The sequence below is a fragment of the Herpetosiphon gulosus genome (assembly GCF_039545135.1).
Classification (GTDB): Bacteria; Chloroflexota; Chloroflexia; order Chloroflexales; family Herpetosiphonaceae; genus Herpetosiphon; species Herpetosiphon gulosus.
Genome location: NZ_BAABRU010000008.1, coordinates 52,618 through 71,294, shown reverse-complemented (window position 1 = coordinate 71,294; position 18,677 = coordinate 52,618). Strand labels below are relative to the sequence as shown.

Annotated in this window: 16 protein-coding genes; 9 read left to right on the top strand and 7 right to left on the bottom strand. The window is 49.2% G+C overall.

The window, feature by feature from the left end:
- Positions 1 to 339 precede the first annotated feature (339 nt).
- Positions 340 to 2,055, top strand: a complete 1,716-nt coding sequence (locus ABEB26_RS12400; protein ID WP_345722326.1) for a peptidoglycan DD-metalloendopeptidase family protein — start codon at positions 340 to 342, stop codon at positions 2,053 to 2,055.
- On the opposite strand, the gene ABEB26_RS12395 is transcribed toward ABEB26_RS12400, so the two are convergent.
- Positions 2,052 to 3,137 carry a biotin/lipoyl-containing protein gene (locus ABEB26_RS12395; protein ID WP_345722325.1) on the bottom strand — a complete coding sequence of 362 codons (1,086 nt, stop codon included), beginning with the start codon at positions 3,135 to 3,137 and terminating at the stop codon, positions 2,052 to 2,054. The genes ABEB26_RS12400 and ABEB26_RS12395 overlap by 4 nt on opposite strands.
- Before the next feature lie 189 nt (positions 3,138 to 3,326).
- Between ABEB26_RS12395 and ABEB26_RS12390 the strand changes: the two genes are divergently transcribed.
- The 5 genes from ABEB26_RS12390 (at position 3,327) to ABEB26_RS12370 (ending at position 7,736) form a co-directional block, all read left to right on the top strand.
- Positions 3,327 to 3,875, top strand: a complete 549-nt coding sequence (locus tag ABEB26_RS12390) for a sigma-70 family RNA polymerase sigma factor (RefSeq protein WP_012190315.1) — start codon at positions 3,327 to 3,329, stop codon at positions 3,873 to 3,875.
- Positions 3,875 to 5,161, top strand: a complete 1,287-nt coding sequence (locus ABEB26_RS12385) for a DUF5667 domain-containing protein (protein ID WP_345722324.1) — start codon at positions 3,875 to 3,877, stop codon at positions 5,159 to 5,161. The genes ABEB26_RS12390 and ABEB26_RS12385 overlap by 1 nt, the downstream gene beginning before the upstream one ends.
- A gap of 181 nt (positions 5,162 to 5,342) precedes the next feature.
- Entirely contained in the window at positions 5,343 to 6,191 is an 849-nt protein-coding gene (locus ABEB26_RS12380; protein ID WP_012188758.1) for a 3-hydroxyacyl-CoA dehydrogenase family protein, read from the top strand.
- Between the two features lie 173 nt (positions 6,192 to 6,364).
- Positions 6,365 to 7,150, top strand: coding sequence for an enoyl-CoA hydratase/isomerase family protein (locus tag ABEB26_RS12375; protein WP_345722323.1), 786 nt, complete (start codon positions 6,365 to 6,367; stop codon positions 7,148 to 7,150).
- A 79-nt stretch (positions 7,151 to 7,229) separates the two neighbouring features.
- Positions 7,230 to 7,736, top strand: coding sequence for a DinB family protein (locus ABEB26_RS12370; protein WP_345722322.1), 507 nt, complete (start codon positions 7,230 to 7,232; stop codon positions 7,734 to 7,736).
- 48 nt (positions 7,737 to 7,784) lie between these two features.
- On the opposite strand, the gene guaB is transcribed toward ABEB26_RS12370, so the two are convergent.
- The 6 genes from guaB to ABEB26_RS12340 all read right to left on the bottom strand — a co-directional run bounded on the left by guaB (position 7,785) and on the right by ABEB26_RS12340 (position 15,139).
- Positions 7,785 to 9,263 carry an IMP dehydrogenase gene (guaB, locus tag ABEB26_RS12365; protein ID WP_345722321.1) on the bottom strand — a complete coding sequence of 493 codons (1,479 nt, stop codon included), beginning with the start codon at positions 9,261 to 9,263 and terminating at the stop codon, positions 7,785 to 7,787.
- Between the two features lie 368 nt (positions 9,264 to 9,631).
- On the bottom strand, positions 9,632 to 10,537 hold the full coding sequence (locus ABEB26_RS12360; protein ID WP_345722320.1) for a hypothetical protein: 906 nt from the start codon (positions 10,535 to 10,537) through the stop codon (positions 9,632 to 9,634).
- Positions 10,538 to 10,539: 2 nt separating this feature from the next.
- On the bottom strand, positions 10,540 to 11,619 hold the full coding sequence (locus ABEB26_RS12355) for an AAA family ATPase (protein ID WP_345722319.1): 1,080 nt from the start codon (positions 11,617 to 11,619) through the stop codon (positions 10,540 to 10,542).
- A 119-nt stretch (positions 11,620 to 11,738) separates the two neighbouring features.
- The gene (locus ABEB26_RS12350) at positions 11,739 to 12,518 is read right to left on the bottom strand and encodes a succinate dehydrogenase/fumarate reductase iron-sulfur subunit (RefSeq protein WP_345722318.1); all 780 of its coding nucleotides are present in this window, start codon (positions 12,516 to 12,518) and stop codon (positions 11,739 to 11,741) included.
- A gap of 16 nt (positions 12,519 to 12,534) precedes the next feature.
- On the bottom strand, positions 12,535 to 14,448 hold the full coding sequence (locus tag ABEB26_RS12345) for a fumarate reductase/succinate dehydrogenase flavoprotein subunit (protein ID WP_345722317.1): 1,914 nt from the start codon (positions 14,446 to 14,448) through the stop codon (positions 12,535 to 12,537).
- 19 nt (positions 14,449 to 14,467) lie between these two features.
- A complete protein-coding gene (locus ABEB26_RS12340; RefSeq protein ID WP_345722316.1) occupies positions 14,468 to 15,139 on the bottom strand; it encodes a succinate dehydrogenase cytochrome b subunit in 672 nt (223 codons plus the stop codon).
- Between the two features lie 587 nt (positions 15,140 to 15,726).
- Here ABEB26_RS12340 and ABEB26_RS12335 point away from each other — a divergent pair.
- Genes ABEB26_RS12335 through ABEB26_RS12325 form a run of 3 tightly spaced genes read left to right on the top strand, consistent with a single transcriptional unit; the run spans position 15,727 to position 18,660 of the window.
- Positions 15,727 to 16,770 carry a FecCD family ABC transporter permease gene (locus tag ABEB26_RS12335; protein WP_486348306.1) on the top strand — a complete coding sequence of 348 codons (1,044 nt, stop codon included), beginning with the start codon at positions 15,727 to 15,729 and terminating at the stop codon, positions 16,768 to 16,770.
- Positions 16,767 to 17,822: a FecCD family ABC transporter permease gene (locus ABEB26_RS12330; protein WP_345722315.1), complete on the top strand. Its 1,056-nt coding sequence runs from the start codon at positions 16,767 to 16,769 to the stop codon at positions 17,820 to 17,822. The genes ABEB26_RS12335 and ABEB26_RS12330 overlap by 4 nt, the downstream gene beginning before the upstream one ends.
- Positions 17,806 to 18,660 carry an ABC transporter ATP-binding protein gene (locus ABEB26_RS12325; protein WP_345722314.1) on the top strand — a complete coding sequence of 285 codons (855 nt, stop codon included), beginning with the start codon at positions 17,806 to 17,808 and terminating at the stop codon, positions 18,658 to 18,660. Before ABEB26_RS12330 ends, ABEB26_RS12325 begins: the two co-directional genes overlap by 17 nt.
- Positions 18,661 to 18,677: the final 17 nt, after the last annotated feature.

Genomic DNA, 18,677 nt, shown 5'->3' with positions numbered 1-18,677 from the left:
CAGGCCAATAGTATTGCGGGAAGCTACCAAGTTGCAATCACGGCGCGAGGTGTAACGACCCCACTCCTGGTTAATCTATACACCCTGAAACCACGAAGAGTCGAAGTTTGCTAATCATCAAATAAGATTAACACAGGGGCGTAGATGAACATTTCATTCTCTGCGCCGCTAGGTTAACATCCTGATATCTAGCCCCTGCCCCCTGATCCCGCATCCTTCTGTTCTATGTTCTTTGCTCTATGTTCTTATTCCTGACATCAGTTGGTAATCTCGCTGGGTAGCATTTTGAGTAGTGGCAGGCTAGGCTAACAACAGTTTTCGTATGCAGGAGTTTGGTCTATGGCCCGTCATTCACTCAGCCCCAATCGAACATTGCAGCGTGCTTGGCGTTTTGATCGTGGCTTACCCAAGCCATTGTTATTGCTGCTGGTGCTTGATTTATGTCTGCTTTTGCCAATACCATTGCTCTTGCCAAGCGTGTTTGATCCACAACCAACTAACCAAATAAATCCTAAACCAGCAATTGAAATACCAAGTGCAACAGCAATACCCGAAGGCGCAGGCATTGGCAGCGCAACCGAACAACGCCAATTGCCCTTGTTGATCGATCCGGTGCGCTTGCAAGATGCTCGCTATGGCGATGCCCAAACTATTGCTAGGTTACTGGCTAAATACTGGCCCACCTTGGCTAAGCAAACCTTTGCTGTGGGCAATGGCATCCAACAAGATGCTGCCAATATCATCACAGGCCAAGCCTTGCGCTGGAATATTAATCCACTGGTGTTAGTCGGTTTATTAGCAATTAATCACGATTTAGCTGATTCAACAGGGTTTGAGCATGCCTTTGGTGGCCCCGAAGCAGGCTTTCCCCAACAAGTGCTCTGGGCAACGCTCAAACTACGCGAAGGTTTAAGCCAGCCAATTACCAACACATTTCAACTTCAGCATGGCGGCTGGTGGTCAACCAAGCAACCTTTAGATCTCGCGAATGCAAGTTTGTTGCGGGTTTTGGCTCAAACCCATAACCAAACTGAGCTTGAGCATTTGTTGGGTTCTGGCAAACAGTCATGGGTCGCGCAGGTAACGCCGATTATGGGCGATCCGCGCCAGCCAATCTACAATTCAGTAATCGATCAGCCATTTATGCTCACGCCGTTTAGTGCTGCCAACCATCCAATTGCCCAATTCGACCATCAGTATCCTTTAATTAATGCCGATGGCACGATGCTAGGTAATGGTCTAAGTTTTGAATTGGGCTATGATGGGCATAATGGCTGGGATTATGATCTACCTACTGATAGCCCGATTTTGGCGGTGGCAGCGGGCACGGTGCTATTTGCGGGCTGGATTGATAGCGGCTGTGCGACACCAGCAGGCGTGGTGGTGGTTCAGCATCTCAATGGCTATCGCAGCGCATATTGGCATTTGGGGCGGATTGATGTCCAAGCAGGCCAGCAGGTAGCTCAATCGGAATTACTGGGGCTGATTGGGCAAACTGGTTGTAGCGTTAATGATCATCTCCATTTGAGCATTCAGCGCTTAGGGCGCGATGTTGACCCCGCTGGTTGGTGTAGCACCTTGCCCGATCCATGGGCTGCGCATCCAGCCGGAGCCAGCAGCCGTTGGTTATGGCTCGATCAGGTGGATAGTTGCAATCAACCAGCCATGAGCAGTTTGGCCGATGATAGCGACCCAGCCACGACCACGCGCTATGGCAGCGGCTGGCAAGCGGATTCTGTGGGCAATTTCAATGGCTCACATTGGACAAGCACTGGTGGTCAAACCCTCTGGCGGCCATGGATCGCCCAAGCGGGTCGTTATCGCGTATTGGTCTTTATTCCCAACGTTGCAACCAAGGCTGGCACAGCCCATTATCGCATTGCCCATAGCGATGGGATGAGCGAAATTGTGATCGAGCAAGCCAACCATGCTGGTAGTTGGCTCAGTTTGGGCGATTTCTGGTTTGAGCCAGGCCAAATTGGCCGAATTGGGCTTAGCGCAATGCCTGGCACGTTAACATGGGCCGATGCAATTGCTGTACAATCGTTAAATTAAGCCAGGGCTTTGGCGAGATCAGCTAAAAATGCTTCGGCAGCAGCATCGCTGATCAAACGGCTATCATAACTGAGAGTAGCGATTGCTTGGTGGCTAATTTGCAATGCCTCGCCAACTAAAACTTTGCGCGTGGCCCCAATATGCAAGGTCGCCGATTGACCATAGTTGATCGGCGCAGCACTCCACAGATTCACCGCACTCAGGATGAAGCTAAACACCCCAGTTTGCTCATTGGTCGCGCTAGTTAATGCCCGTTGTAAGCCACGCAAATTCAAATCGGCGGCAAATGGAATGCTACAGCTACCCAAAGGATGTTCAACATGCATATGTAAACTAGCACGTTCCAAGCGATCGCCATCGACCCAAACGCTGCGTAATAACGGATGGCGTTGCAAGACCTGAATTGTTGCTAGCAGTAAATGCGCAGTTAATTCAGTTGGATCAAATCGATCCAAGCTAATGGCGTGCGAGCAATAGGCTTGGGGAATGCTGGCAGCGGCAAGTTGACGGAGCTGAATTTGTTGGAGTTGGGCTTCAGTCCACGGCTGAAGCATGCTTGCTTGCGGCGTTGCTTGGCTGGTTGGCGGGCTTTTAGGAGCAGCAACCACAATTACTTGCTCAGATTGCGCAAAGGCATTGCCCATCTGTTCAGCAACGCAAAACCCATCGGCAGGCGCGGCGAGTTGCTCGGTCGGCTCAGCTGTGGTTGGAGAAGCATCAGGCAAATGGGCTAGAATATCGCGTTTACCAACCCGCCCATCGGCGAGTGTGCCGCTAATGGTGTTTAAATCGAGTTGATGGCGCTTGGCGATGCAACGAGCAAGTGGGGTGACAGTAAGTTGACGTTTTGACACCGTTTCAACAAATTGTAATAATGGAGTAGTCGCATCGAGGGTGGCTCCCTCATTAACTAATAATGCCGCAACCGTTCCAGTTTGCTGTGCTGGAAGCGCCCATTCAGCGTGTGCATCAACAACCAACGCTACAATCTGGCCTGCTGCTACCTCAGCACCAGGTTGAATCAACCAACGGTATAATCGGGCGGTTGATTGAAACGTTGGCAGGGCCACTGACGATGCCATGAACACTCCTTTGTGATCTACATGAATGACAGAGCAGCACATTAGCAGGAGCAAGCACCATCGACAAGGGGTGACTCCACGCTGAGACGCAAGCTATTGTACCATGGGGATGAATGGTCAAAAACGGTGCCAATTCAACCGTAACAAATTGACCCTTCAGACGGTATACATTGAAAGGGGACGCTCGTTTTGTTCGAGTCTCTCAGCGATCAAGAAATTATCGAACGCGCCAAAGCCTATGATCATGCAGTGCTGCAATTTCTTTATGAATCATATTCGCCCGCGTTGTTTCGTTATATTTACTATCGCATCGGCGACCGCGAGACAGCCGAAGATATTCGCGCCGATGTGTTTATAAAAATGCTCGAAGGCTTGGCTTCATTCAATTATCAAGGGTGGAGCATTGCCTCATGGCTGTATCGGATTGCCCATGATCGGGTGGTTGATCATTTACGTCGTCAAGGGCGGCGCAAACAAGAAACCCTTGTGGAAAGTGTAGTTGATCCTGCCGACGGGCCAGATCAACAATCGTTAGAATCGTTGGATCATGCTGAACTCTATGCGGCATTGCAGCAACTCACCGATGAGCAAGCTGAAGTGATCATACTGCGATTTCTGCAAGATCGGAGTATACGTGATGTTGCGCAAATCACTGGTCGTAGCGAAGGTGCTATCAAAGCATTACAGCATCGGGCACTTAACGCGCTGGGTCGATTACTTCGACCAGTGGGGGACTAATGAACGATAATTTGAGCCATATGATTATTGATGCATGGCAAAACGGGGCCAGCCTCGAAACACTCTGCCAGCAGTATCCGCACCATGCCGAGGCTATCCAGCAATTAATTAATCCATTAATTCAATTACAACGGGTCAATCCACCAACTATGCCAGTGCGAGCAAGCCACGCTCAAGCTGATTTTATGCGTTTAGCTCAACACTATCGCACCCAAGCCACCTCAAAGCCTAAACCACGGCGGCGCTTATTAACCCAACGCTGGGGTTGGGCTACCGCGACAATCTTATTCCTGGTTTGTTTGAGTGGAAATATGGTCTTATCAGCTTCGGCGAGTGCCTTGCCAGGTGATAGTTTGTATGGCATCAAACGTTGGAGCGAATCGATTAGCCTAGTGTTTACGCCGAGCACTGAGCAATTAACTGCTCGGATCGATCTGGTCAACGAGCGCCAGCGTGAGATTGCCAGTTTGGTGGCCTTGAATAAACCAGTACCAGATGAATTGCTCGATGAAGTGGTCAACGAAACTCAGTCAATTGAGCTAGCACTTGCGCCAACCGATACCAATGACCCACGGCGCAGCAAATTGAGCCAAGTCAATCAGCAATTACAAACCACAATTGCAATTATTCCGGTGGTAAATGCCACCGACGATATTAAACACAATGATCTGATCGAGACGCTTGATCAAAGCCGCCAGCGAGTTGATGTAGCAAATACAACCGTTAGCCCAACCGCCCAAGCTAAAGCTACACTTGGACCAACCGCAGTCTATCAGCCAGCTTTGGCTCCTAATACAACCGATGTGCCACACGTTACCAACCCCAAAATACCACCCAAGCCGCATACTCCTACCCAGGAACCAACCGAGGTGGTATTACCAACTTCAACCAGCACGCCATGGCCAACTGCTAAACCGACTAGGGTTCCTCCATCGGTGATCAAACCAACTGCAACAGCCACGTCAGTACCAACTGATGTGCCGACCGATGTGCCGCCGATGCCCACATCAGCACCAACTGATGTGCCAGCACCGACCATGCAGCCAACCGATGTGCCAGCACCAACCGAAATCCCTGTTATTGGGCTACCAACCGCCACCCCAACTGTCGTGCGCGAACCAACCGCACCTGTACCAACCAAAGATCCAGGGGATGTCAAGCCAACCGACGTGCCCCCAACCCAGCCACCGCCAACTCCGGCACCAACGAAGGAGCCACCAGCACCATCGCCAACCAAAGAACCCGAAGATACCAAGGGTCAGCCAAACCCAATTAGCCAACATTAAATAAGCGGCCAGTTAATAGGGGTCAGTTGTCAAAGCCGACGCTGATCCCTACTTTTGCCTTTTACCTTTTGCCCTTTTCATCCTTCATCCCTCATCCTTCATCCTTTTCCTAACGCACTGCATTCTAAGTCGGCTATAATAGCGAGCATAAATTGCTTGTTGTAGCACAAGGAGATGATCGATGGCGATCACGAAAGTCGGGGTACTTGGCTGTGGCTTGATGGGCGCGGGCATTGCCCAAGTTGCGGCCCAAGCAGGTTTCATGACGGTTGTGCGAGAAGTTAATCAAGCTGTATTAGATAAAGGCTTGGATCGCATCAACGCCATTTTGGAAAAGGATGTTAGCAAAGGCAAACTAAGTGCCGCCGACCGTGATGCAAGCTTGGCCCGCTTGTATGGCACTACCAGCTTCGAGGATTTGGCAGATTGCGATTTGATTATTGAGGCGATTGTTGAGCAATTGCCAGCCAAACGCGAAGTTTTTACTGCGCTCGATGAATTGTGTCCCCCCAGCACGATTTTTGTTTCCAACACCTCATCGCTAACGATTATGGAAATGGCCGCAGTGACCAAACGCCCCGACCGTTTTGCGGGATTGCACTTCTTCAATCCGGTTCCGGTCATGAAATTGGTTGAAATTGTTCGTGCTCTGACAACCTCCGATGAAACGATTGCCAGCTTGCACGAATTTACCCGGGCTTTGGGCAAAACCCCCATTAACACCAGCGATACCACTGGATTTATTGTCAATCGCCTACTTGTGCCGTTTTTGTTGGATGCAGTGCGTTTGCTTGAAAGCGGCGTTGCTACCCGTGAAGACATCGACGAAGGCATGAAGCTTGGCTGTGGGCATCCGATGGGGCCATTAACCCTACTCGATTTTGTGGGGATTGATACGGTCTACTCGATCGCCAATATTATGTTTGATGAATTCCGTGAGCCACGCTTTGCCCCGCCACCATTACTGCGCCGCATGGTGCTCGCCGGCCACTTCGGGCGCAAATCGGGCCAAGGCTTTTATTCTTACTAAGGATGAATTATATACAAGGATGAGGGATGAAATATATGATTCAGAGCTTCATCACATATAATTCATCCTTTATGCTCAATGCTGCGAAATAGAGAATATTCGCTCAATGATTGATCCAAATTTCATCCTTCATCCCTCATCCTTCATCCTTCATCCTTTACATAGGGGGTTCTATGTCATTTGAACATATTGTGTTTGAAATTAACGAGCAAATCGCGGTTATTACGGTTAATCGGCCTAAGGCCTTGAATGCCTTGAACAGTGCAACCATTCGTGAATTGGGCCAAGCCGTCGAGCAATTAGCCCACAATACCCAAGTGCGAGCTTTGATCATCACTGGGGCTGGCGAAAAAGCCTTTGTTGCTGGCGCAGATATTAGCGAGGTCAACAGCATCGAAAGCTCGCTGCAAGGCAGCCAAATGTCAGAGGCCTTGCACGATGTGCTCTGGAAACTGGGCGAATTGCCACAAGTCACCATCGCAGCAATCAACGGTTTTGCGCTTGGTGGTGGCTTCGAGCTAGCCTTGGGTTGCGATATCCGCATCGCTAGCGAGCAAGCGCAGGTTGGCTTGCCTGAAGTTGGTTTAGGACTTGTGCCTGGTTGGGGTGGAGCCTTGCGCGTCCAACGTTTGGCTGGCACTGGCGTGGCAAAATATTTAGTCCTTACTGGCGAGCGAATTCCTGCCAGCGAAGCTCAGCGGCTGGGCTTAATTGAAAAAATCGTGCCTGCTAGCGAATTACTTGATGAGGCCCATAAACTGGCCACCAAAGTTGCCAAAAACGCGCCATTAGCAACTGCGCTTGCCAAACGCTTAATCAATCGGGGCGCTGAAATGAGCTTGCGTGATGCTATCGCTTACGAAAATGGCCTCTTTGGCCAACTTTGCGTTACCGAAGATGTCAAGGAAGGCACGAGTGCCTTTTTAGAAAAACGGGCTGCGAAATGGCAAGGCAAATAACTCAACCTTTAGACTGAGTTGATCGAGCTGCTAGTTAGGTATAATCGTACATACGTTCTGTTATAGGAGTGTGTATCAGATGCAAAACGCTACTGTTGCCGAAATGATCGCCGCTTTGGATGCTGATCGGGCTGCCAACCAAGCCAAATTTGGAGCACTCGACCCCAATGCCTTGGTTTATGCTGATGGCCCTTGGACGGTCACCAACATTATTTGCCATATTACGATTTGGGAAGAAGAGTTTTTGAAGGGCTTACAGGCGCATCAAGCAGGCCAAGGCTACCTAACCGAAATGCCCGATTTGGAAGCCGAAGCGGCGCTTAATGCTTTCAATGGTCGCACTGTCTCAGAACGCAACAATCTTAGCTATGAACAAGCTCTTGAGCAATGGACTAGCGTGCGCCAGCAAATCAAGGATACATTGGCAAGCTTCACTCCTGAGCAACTAGCAGCCCCGATGGTTGCGCCTTGGGGTGGCGAAGCAGCCTCACCAGTTGCCCAAACTGGTGGCTGTATCTGGCACGAAGGCCATCATTTAAAGGAAACTTTAGCTGCTGTTGGCAACGATAGCGCTCAAGTTGGCTAAAATTTCAGCCCTGCTTCCAATTCTAAGGAAGCAGGGCTGTTCTGAATCCTAGCCGCGTCGCTCGTAGTTGGGAGCTTCGTTGGTGATCGTTACATCGTGGGGATGGCTTTCGGCCAAGCCAGCTGGCGAAATTCGCGAGAAGCGGGCATTCTTGCGCAATTCATCAACATTATGCGCCCCAACATAGCCCATCCCCGAGCGCAACCCACCAACCAATTGATAAATGGTATCAGCCAGTGCGCCTTTGTAAGGAACCATACCTTCAATTCCTTCGGCCACCAACTTGCGGGCAGGCTGGTTGCTTTGGAAATAACGGTCGCTGCTGCCTTGCTGCATCGCGCCAATCGAACCCATGCCGCGATAGGATTTAAATGAGCGACCTTGGTATAGAATCATCTCGCCCGGCGATTCGTCGGTGCCTGCCAATAAACCACCGAGCATAACCGTATGTGCGCCAGCAGCAAGTGCTTTGGCAACATCACCGCTATACTTAATCCCGCCATCAGCGATGATTGGCACGCCTGCTTCTTCGGCTGCTTTAACACACTCCATCACCGCCGTAACTTGTGCCATCCCCGCACCTGATACCACCCGAGTGGTACAAATCGATCCAGGTCCTTGCCCGACCTTGACCGCATCAGCACCGTGTTCGATTAGGGCACGAGCACCTTCGCCAGTGCTGACATTCCCGCCAATAATTTGCAGTTCAGGATATTGTTGTTTGATTCGGGCAATGGCATCGAGCACGGCTTTGGAGTGGCCGTGAGCAGTATCGACCGCAATCACATCAACCCCAGCCTCAACCAACAAGCGCACCCGCTCTAATTCGCTGGGCGATGCGCCGACGGCAGCGCCCACCCGCAAGCGGCCATAAGCATCTTTGGTGGCATTAGGATGTTCGATCTGCTTCTGAATATCCTTGACTGTGATCAAACCATTGAGCTTGCCATGTTCATCGACCACCAAAACCTTTTCGATCCGGTGTTGATGCAAAGCTTGTTTGGCTTGTTCGAGGGTTGTGCCGACTGGCACGGTGACCAGTTCTTCACTGGTCATCAATTCGCTGATTTTGCGAGTGGGGTCGGTTTCAAAGCGCAAATCGCGGTTGGTAAGTATCCCAACTAATTCACCAGCAGCGCTGGTAATCGGCACCCCTGAAATATGGTAATCGCTCATCAGTTCCCAAGCCTCGCCGATGGTTTGCTCGGGGCGTAAGGTGATGGGATCGGTAATCATGCCACTTTCTGAGCGCTTGACCCGCCGCACCAAATCTGCTTGTTGCGCGGGAGCCATATTTTTGTGAATAATGCCAAGGCCACCTTCGCGAGCCAGCGCAATTGCCATGCGATCTTCGGTCACGGTATCCATCGCAGATGAGACAACTGGAATGTTCAAACGAATCTCGCGGGTCAGCCACGTGCTAACGTCGATTTGCGAAGGCAAGACATCCGAGTAGGCTGGAATCAACAGCACATCATCATAGGTCAGCCCTTCAAACGCGAACTTAGCACTCCAATCGATTGGCATGGGGTTATCCTCCTTGGGATATATGAAAAGCTCACCGCAGGATGCAGTGAGCCATCCGACGCACAACCTTGCGTCATCCTTCAGTTGTCCGATTGCCGATATAATGACTCTATTATAGCACCATCAAAAGAAGATCGAGCAAAAAGCTAAGGGGTCAGGAGTCAGAGGTCAGGGGCTAGATTTCTAACACAGAAGTGCAGAGGAAATATGGCTATAGGCTTTGAGTTATCGGCTATCGGAAATTATCTGTGGGAATCTGTGGCTAAAAAACCTTTGTGCTCTTCGCGTCCTTCGCGATTTCAACTCTTCGTGCACTTCGTGGATCAAAAACAAGGATCGAGCTAGTATCAGCCCGATCCCTCAATAGCTTACTTTTTCGCTATTTGTTTTTTGATCAATCCACATAGATTTTGAAAGTCGTGTGGTTGGTTATCGAGTTGTACTTGCTTAACCAACCTTTTTAGCACCGTCTTTAATCTTTCATCGCCTTGTAAATATGTTCTATTAGTCGTTATAACTCGAAAATTATCATTAATTAATGGCCTTAATAGTTCTTTTCCTTGCATCAGATTAACCCACTGACCTTCACCAACCTTCAAGGGCTCCTGTCCTCCGGTCAATAATTCTAATTTTTCCAGAAACAGTGTTTCAAGATATTTATTATCAATATAAGCTTGAAGGATATCTCTTTTCTGAGCGATAAAATTACTTTCTCTCAGAAAGATCAGTGCTGAATCTTTGCTAGTACATTCTTGTGGTTTTGGACGAGTAAAGTCTATCCCTTTTATTTGCTCACGAATCTCAGTTAAAATCATATTTGCTACATCAAGATATATTCTTGCTTGAGCAAGCCGTAATAACTTCTCATACAGCTCATCACTAGGTTTTTTGTAAAACTCACTTTGGGAAAGAAATGGTATATCTAGGAAATAATTTTCTAGCTCACGTTTCTTCCATACCAAAAGATTATGATTTTCGGGGTTGGGAAAATTCGACCAACATTCTTCGATTTCACTATCTTTTAAATGATCACGATCAATTAAGAAATAATATGTTGGATGATGCTGGGCTAATGCCTGAGCTGCACCTTGAATACGTGATGCTGGGCCAAATGGCTTAACATCAATCGAGATATCCTGGTCGCTTAATAATTCACTGATAATTTGATGATCAAACGAATTTGGGCCATTACCCTCAACATATAAGACATGTTGATTGGATTGTTTAATAGCTTCGGCATTAGGAATACCTGTTGAAACTTGAATCTTGGCCATAATCAGTCATCCGATAATAAAATTCGGCGATCAGCATCAACTGAATCGAAAATATCTTCTGAATGGGTCGCAATAATATATTGATTATTCGGTGCAAGCTTATAAAGATTTTTAATGAATGGCCTATGCCATTGTGAATTTAAGTGTAGTTCTGGTTCATCAATTAATATAAGCCCAGGATTATTCTCGGTATAATTCCAAATTAGAAATAATGTTGAGATAATTTCTTTTTGGCCTGAGCTTAATCCATCAAAATTAAAAGATTCTCCGCCATTACTTGGAGTTACTAAAAACTCAATTGTGCTGTCTGGTAATGCTTTAAGTTTTTCTATTCTCCCATTAGCATATTCTTCAACTAAATCATTAAGTTTATTTAAAATAAGCTCAGCTTTTTGCTCGTTAGAACTTTCAAATAAGCCACCACGACTCATTAATAATCGAAGAATTTCTTGTTTGAAGGTACTTTTGATATTAGAATTTCTACGTAAGATTGAATTTTTATTATTTATCCCAATACTAGTATTATCGTCTAGCATATTACCTAATTCCAAACTACCTTCTTGTATTTTTCGATGACTATGGAAGTAGATGAAATTTGAAATAATTAAAGGATTTGGTTGTAATCCAAGCATTGTATGAAAATAATCAATAATATTATAATCATACATTTTTGTTAGTGATTTTGGTATTTCATTCTCAAGCTTGAATTTGCCATTTCTTGAAAATGTAATTTTTGGAGAGTAAACTTTATTTTCAATCGTTACTTGACCTGAGATATCAAACTTATCAATCCCAGAACGAATCAATAGATCAGGTATGTTGATCGAAATACCATAGCGACTAACCTGTGATACCATATCACGAAAGCGATCGCTGCCAAAAATATAGAGAAATAATAACGAGCAAGCCTCAAATATTGATGTTTTGCCTAAACCATTGCGACTACCCATAACCATAATATCTGGATCGCCATTGAGTTGTGGTTCAGGGAAATCGATTTCAACTTCTTCAATTCCTTTGAAGTTCTTAATACTTAAATGACTCAATCGTATTTGAGGATTATGCGGATGCACTTGATTCATAATCAACCTGGCCTATCTGTATAAAGATCCTGTGGCATTATAGCATCTCTTGTTAACCAAAACAGGGATCGAGCTAATAACAGCCCGATCCCCACCTACCAGCAACCGATCCCTAGAGCTTACGCCCCACCGGTTTTGCCAGAGCCAGCGTTGTTGCCTTCGCGCAACTTGGCCCGAATGAGGTCGCGGTTCATCTTGGCAATAAACTGGATACTAATTTCCTTGGGACAGGCGGCTTGGCATTCAGCATAGTTGGTACAATTGCCAAAGCCTTCTGCATCCATTTGGGCAACCATATTGATCACCCGCTGATCTTTTTCTGGCTCGCCTTGGGGTAACAAGTTCAGATGCGAGACCTTGGCAGCGGTGAACAACATTGCTGAGCCGTTAGGACAAGCAGCAACACACGCGCCACAGCCAATACAGGCCGCCGCATCCATCGCCAAATCAGAAATCTCTTTGGAAATTGGAATCGCGTTGCCATCTGGCGGCGAGCCAGTACCAACCGAGATAAAGCCGCCAGCGGCGATAATTCGGTCGAGGGCTGCACGATCAACTGCCAAGTCTTTGATCACAGGGAATGGCTCGGCCCGCCATGGCTCAATATACACTTCGTCGCCATCTTTGAATGAGCGCATGTGCAATTGGCAGGTGGTGGTTGCCCGCTGTGGCCCGTGGGGAATCCCGTTGATCACCATCGAACAAGCACCGCAAATCCCTTCGCGGCAGTCATGGTCGAAGGCCACCGGATCGTCGCCCTTGGTGATCAACTCTTGGTTGAGCACATCGAGCATTTCGAGAAATGACATATCGGGGCTGACATGGTTGGCATCGTAGCTGACCATTTTGCCCGCTGTTTTGGCGTTATCTTGTCGCCAAATGTGCAATTTTAATTTCATTGAAGCACCTCAGCGATTACTTGTACGAACGAGTTGAAAGGTGAACGTTTTCAAATTCAAGAACTTCTTTGTGCATAGTTGGTTTGGTACCAACGCCCTTGTATTCCCAAGCGGCCACAAAGGTAAAGTTCTCGTCATCGCGTTTGGCCTCACCATCCTCGGTTTGGCTTTCGGTGCGGAAGTGACCGCCACACGATTCGGTGCGCATCAACGCATCGTGGCACATTAATTCAGCAAATTCGAGGAAGTCGGCCACGCGTCCGGCTTTTTCTAACTCTTGGTTGAAGTATTCGCCGCTGCCTGGCACGCGTAAATCGCGCCAGAATTCTTCGCGGATTTGCGGAATGCGTTCTAAGGCGGTGCGTAAACCAGCATCATTCCGCGCCATGCCACAGTAATCCCACATCACTTTGCCAAGCTCGCGATGGAAATCATCGACGCTGCGCTTGCCATTGATCTCAAGCAATTGCTTGAGCCGCGTGGTTACTTCGCGCTCAGTTTCAGCAAAAGCTGGGTGATCGGTACTAATTGGGGTTAATTTGGCGCTGGCAATGTAATCACCAATTGTGTAGGGCAGAATAAAGTAGCCATCGGCCAAACCTTGCATCAAGGCACTCGCCCCAAGGCGGTTGGCTCCGTGGTCGGAGAAGTTGGCTTCGCCCAAAACGTGCAAACCTTCGACGTTGCTCATCAAGTTGTAGTCAACCCACAAGCCACCCATGGTGTAGTGCACAGCGGGATAAATCCGCATTGGCACTTCGTAGGGATTCTCGCCAGTAATCCGTTCGTACATCTCGAACAAGTTACCATAGCGTTCGGCAATCATATTTTTGCCCAACCGCTTGATCGAATCGCTGAAATCGAGATAGACACCCAAGCCGCCTGGACCTACGCCGCGACCTTCATCACACACTTCTTTGGCAGCGCGTGAAGAAATATCGCGCGGTGAGAGGTTGCCGAACGAAGGATATTTGCGTTCGAGATAATAATCGCGTTCGCTTTCGGGAATATCCTTGGCAGCGCGATTGTCGCCAGCCTTCTTGGGAACCCAAATCCGTCCATCGTTACGCAACGATTCACTCATCAAAGTCAATTTTGATTGGTGATCGCCAGCAACCGGGATACAGGTTGGGTGAATTTGGGTAAAGCAAGGGTTAGCGAAGGCTGCGCCACGTTTGTAGGCACGATAGCTGGCGGTAACGTTACAACCTTTAGCATTGGTTGAAAGGTAGAAGACGTTGCCATACCCACCAGTTGCCAAGACTACCGCATCGCCTGCGTGACGCTCGATCTTGCCGTTGATCAAATCGCGGGTGATAATCCCACGGGCTTTGCCATCAACCAAGACAATATCCAACATTTCGCAGCGCGAATACATGGCGACTTTTTTCAAGCCAATTTGGCGTTCGAGCGCTGAATAAGCGCCGATCAACAATTGTTGACCAGTTTGCCCACGTGCATAGAACGTGCGTGAAACTTGTGCGCCACCGAACGAGCGGTTGGCCATCACGCCGCCGTACTCGCGGGCGAACGGCACACCTTGAGCCACACATTGGTCAATAATGTTAACGCTGACTTGAGCCAAGCGATAGACATTACCTTCACGAGCGCGATAATCGCCACCTTTGATTGTATCGTAGAACAAACGGCGAATACTATCACCGTCGTTTTGATAATTCTTGGCAGCGTTGATCCCGCCTTGAGCCGCGATACTGTGGGCGCGACGGGGGCTATCTTGGAAGCAAAAACACTTAACGTTATAGCCAAGCTCGGCCAATGAAGCAGCAGCAGAAGCGCCTGCCAAGCCCGAGCCAACCACCAAAACGGTGTATTTGCGCTTATTGGCGGGGTTAACCAACTTCACATTGAAGCGGTGCTGATCCCATTTATCTTCCAGCGGCCCTGCTGGAATTTTAGCGTTCAATTGCATAATGCGTCACCTATTTGTACTAGATTGGCTTTAGGAAACCAACTAAGACCGCAATTGGAATCGAAATATTTCCCAAAAACAACAAGGTGCCAATGCCTAGCGCAGCATTACGCAGCAACCGATTGAAACGGCGGTTGTTTAAGCCCAATGTTTGGAACAAGCTCCAAACCCCGTGAGCCATGTGCAAGCCAAGTGAGAGCATCGCCACAATATAAAACAGCGAAACCCACATGTTTTGGAAGCCATAGACCACGTTATTGTAAACATTGTGGACATCAAATGGCTGTGGCCCGCCAGGCGCTTTACCAAGCGTAAAGTGCAAAATATGGTAGACGATAAACAGTAGCAGAATGATCCCGCCATAGCGCATGGTGCGGCTGGCGAAGGTCGATTCGACATGCTGTTTTTTGACGTAGCGTTGAGGTCGCGATTTGCGGTTTTCAATCGTCAATTGCACGGCAGCGATGATGTGCAAAATAACTGCGGTAAGCAGTACAACCCGCACAACCACCAGCAACTCGCCAGTGCTCTTAAGAAATGCCGCATACTTGTTTAATGCTTCGGCTCCCAAATAAATTTGAAGATTGCCAAGCATATGTCCAATGACGAAGCCCACGCCAATCAGACCCGTCACGGCCATCACGACCTTCTTTCCGATGGATGTTCGGTAGAAAGAAAGTACCCCAGTCATTACTGACTCCTTTATCTGTTCCGACGTGGCATGTTTACCTTTTATATTATCGCTTAAAATTCGCTTTAGGTGAAACACTTGCTGCACTTGGGTGAAGCTTTATCCACATGGCTTCCCCACAGGTTGTAAAGCCTTCTTAGTTGCTTTTAATTTTACGGTACTTTCACGAGTAAAACAACGATTTAGGCCTTCTGAATAAGCTAAATCGTTGTTTTATATCCTAAGGCTGACCGCCAATCACCATCAGTCGTTCAGGCTACTCAAGTAGTCGGATTGTAACCAAATGAGCAGGTTTTTGGCGCTAAATGCTGTAATAAAGACGGTTAATATAGAGTAAACTGTTTTTACTCACAACTTCTTCCAATCATTGATTTGACAAATGCTCCGAAGCGACTATACTTACCCGCAATAAAGACAATAAAGACTGATTAAATTGTCTTTATTGATTCAGCTTTGTCATAACCAAGCTGAATCTTGCGGCGAAGTTTCCTCAAACCGTTAAGCAATAGGCGCTGTTTCGAGCCAAGCATTAGGGCATTGGTCGTTTTGTTGCGCTTAAAAAACGGTTGATCGACGGAGTTACTAACGTGGCGGTTACCATTGCACAATCAGCATCACAGCCCAAACCAAAACGTCGCGCCGCTGCGGCTTTAGCCATTGGCCTGCTTGTAGCATTTGGCCTCTTACTAGTGATTATGACCCTGAGCATTAATTTTGGGGCAGCCGATGTTGCTCCCAGCACGGTTTGGGCCTCGTTATTTGATTATGATCCCAGCTCAACCCAACACCTGATTATTCGCACCTTGCGCATGCCACGGGTTTTAGTGGCGGCGATTGTCGGGGCAATTTTGGCCTTGGCCGGAGCGATCATGCAGGGCTTGACTCGCAATCCACTGGCTGATGCCGGCTTGTTGGGCATCGAAAGCGGCGCAGCCTTGGGCGTGGTCTTGGCGATCACCTTCTTCAATATCAAAACCCTCAATCTGTATGCGATCTTTGCCTTTGCTGGCGCGGCGGTGACGGCGGTGTTGGTCTATAGCCTTGGCTCCTTGGGTCGCGGCGGGCCAACTCCACTCAAATTGACTTTGGCTGGCGCGATGATCACGGCCTTCTGTTCCTCGTTTACCAGCGCCATTCTAATTCTTGATCAACAAACGCTTGATGAGGTTCGTTTGTGGTTGGCTGGTACGGTGGCGGGTCGCGATTTGGGCTTAATCGGCCAAAGCCTGCCCTACGTCGTAGTTGGCATGATATTAGCCTTGAGCCTTGGCCGTTCGCTGACTGCAATGTCCTTGGGTGAGGATGTGGCACGCGGCTTGGGCCAACGTACTGGTTGGGTCAAAACAGTTGCGGCAATTGCCGTGGTGTTATTGGCTGGCAGCGCGGTGGCACTGGCTGGGCCGATTGGCTTTTTGGGCTTGTTGGTTCCCCACATTATGCGCTTTATCGTCGGCCTCGATTATCGCTGGCTCTTGCCCTATTGCGCAATTGGCGGAGCCTTGCTGCTCGTGGTCGCCGACATTATTGGGCGAGTAATTGTGCGCCCGATGGAAGTACCAGTCGGCGTGGTAACCGCGTTGCTCGGCGGCCCAATGTTTATTTACCTTGTACGCTGGCGGGTGCAACGATGAAAACTTTTCCATGGATTACGATTCGCCCTAAAGTTGGCAAGTTTTCGCTGCGAATTGACCGCCGTTTGCCCAAGGTTGCGCTGGTTATCGCGCTGCTGGTGATGGCAATTATGGTGGTCAACATGGGCGTTGGTCAATATGAAATTAGCCCGCTCGATGTGGTTAAAACCTTGCTCGGCATGGAAACTGGCGATCCGCAACATGTGCTGATTGTGCGCACGTTGCGCTTGCCACGCATGTTGCTTTCGGCCTTGGTTGGCTTGGCATTGGGTACATCGGGCGCATTGTTGCAAGGTTTGACCCGCAATCCCTTGGCCGACCCTAGCATTATGGGCATCAACACTGGCGCTGGCCTAGTTGCCGTGGTCTTGACAATTCTGGTGCGCGATTTTCCAGCGCGTTGGATTCCAGTCGCGGCCTTTGCTGGGGCGCTGATCGCAGCTGGCTTGATGTATCTCTTGGCCTGGCGCAAGGGTGGCGATTCGCCGATGCGCTTGGTGTTGATTGGGGTGGGCTTGAGTGCGGTTGGTTCCGCCGTCACAACCCTCGTGATCACGATTGGCAATATTTACGATGTGCAACGCGCCATGATTTGGCTAACGGGCAGCGTTTATGGCCGCTCGTGGGTCGATTTTTGGGCTTTTGCGCCGTGGGTCGCAATTGCAGTGCCCTTGGCTTGGTTTCAGGCTCGCCAATTGAATAGCCTGCACCTTGGCGAAGATGTGGCCTTGGGCTTAGGGCTAAACGTTGGCCGCCAACGCGCTTGGATTTTGTTTGTGGCCGTGGCTTTGGCTGGCGCAAGCGTGGCCGTGGCGGGTGTAATCAGCTTTGTGGGCTTGATTGCGCCGCACGTTGCGCGGCGGTTGGTTGGTACCGATCACACAGGGCTTGTGCCAACCGCAGGTATGCTTGGCGCGTTGCTGCTGGTCGCTTCCGATTGGATTGGCCGCACAATCGCTGCGCCCAACGAAATTCCTTGTGGCTTGGTCACCGCCGTGATTGGCGTACCGTTCTTTTTGGCAATGCTCTACCAACATGCCCGAACAAAGTGAGGATGTGATGTTAGCAACCGATACATTAACCCTGGGCTATGACGGCCCCAACATTCTCGATCAGTTGTCGATCACGCTGCCTGCTGGGCAGATCACTGCTTTGATTGGCCCCAATGGTTGTGGCAAATCGACCTTATTGCGCGGTTTGGCTCGCCTAATTAAGCCCAAGCATGGTTCAGTTGTGCTGGATGGTCACGATATTCAACGTATCCCGACCCGCCAATTAGCAACCCAACTAGGCATTTTGCCGCAAAATCCGGTTGCGCCCGAAGGCTTAACCGTGCGTGAGTTGGTGGCGCAAGGTCGCTATCCCCATCAACGCTGGTTTCAGCAATGGTCGGCGGCTGACGAAACAGCCGTTAGCTCAGCACTCGAAATCACCAATATGGTTGAATTGGCTGACCGCGCCGTTGATGCCCTGTCAGGCGGTCAACGCCAACGGGCTTGGATCGCCATGACCCTCGCCCAAGAAACCGATATTATCCTGCTTGACGAGCCAACCACCTTTTTGGATTTGGCGCATCAAGTTGAAGTCTTACAGCTTTTAGAACAGCTTAATCGTCAATCAGGCCGCACGATTGTGATGGTAGTGCATGATTTGAACCATGCCACGCGCCATGCTGATCATGTGATTGCGCTGCGGGCTGGCGTTGTGCAAGCCGCTGGAGCGCCGCGCGATGTAATTACACCGTCGTTATTACGCACTGTGTTTGGCATCGAAGCTGAAGTTATCCCCGATCCGCGCACAGGAGTGCCATTGTGCATTCCCTATGGTTTATGTGCTGCGGAAGCGCCAGATTCTCTTTTGCAGGCGGATGCTGTTGGCAGCCGCGCTTAACTCTAGGAGTAACTTTG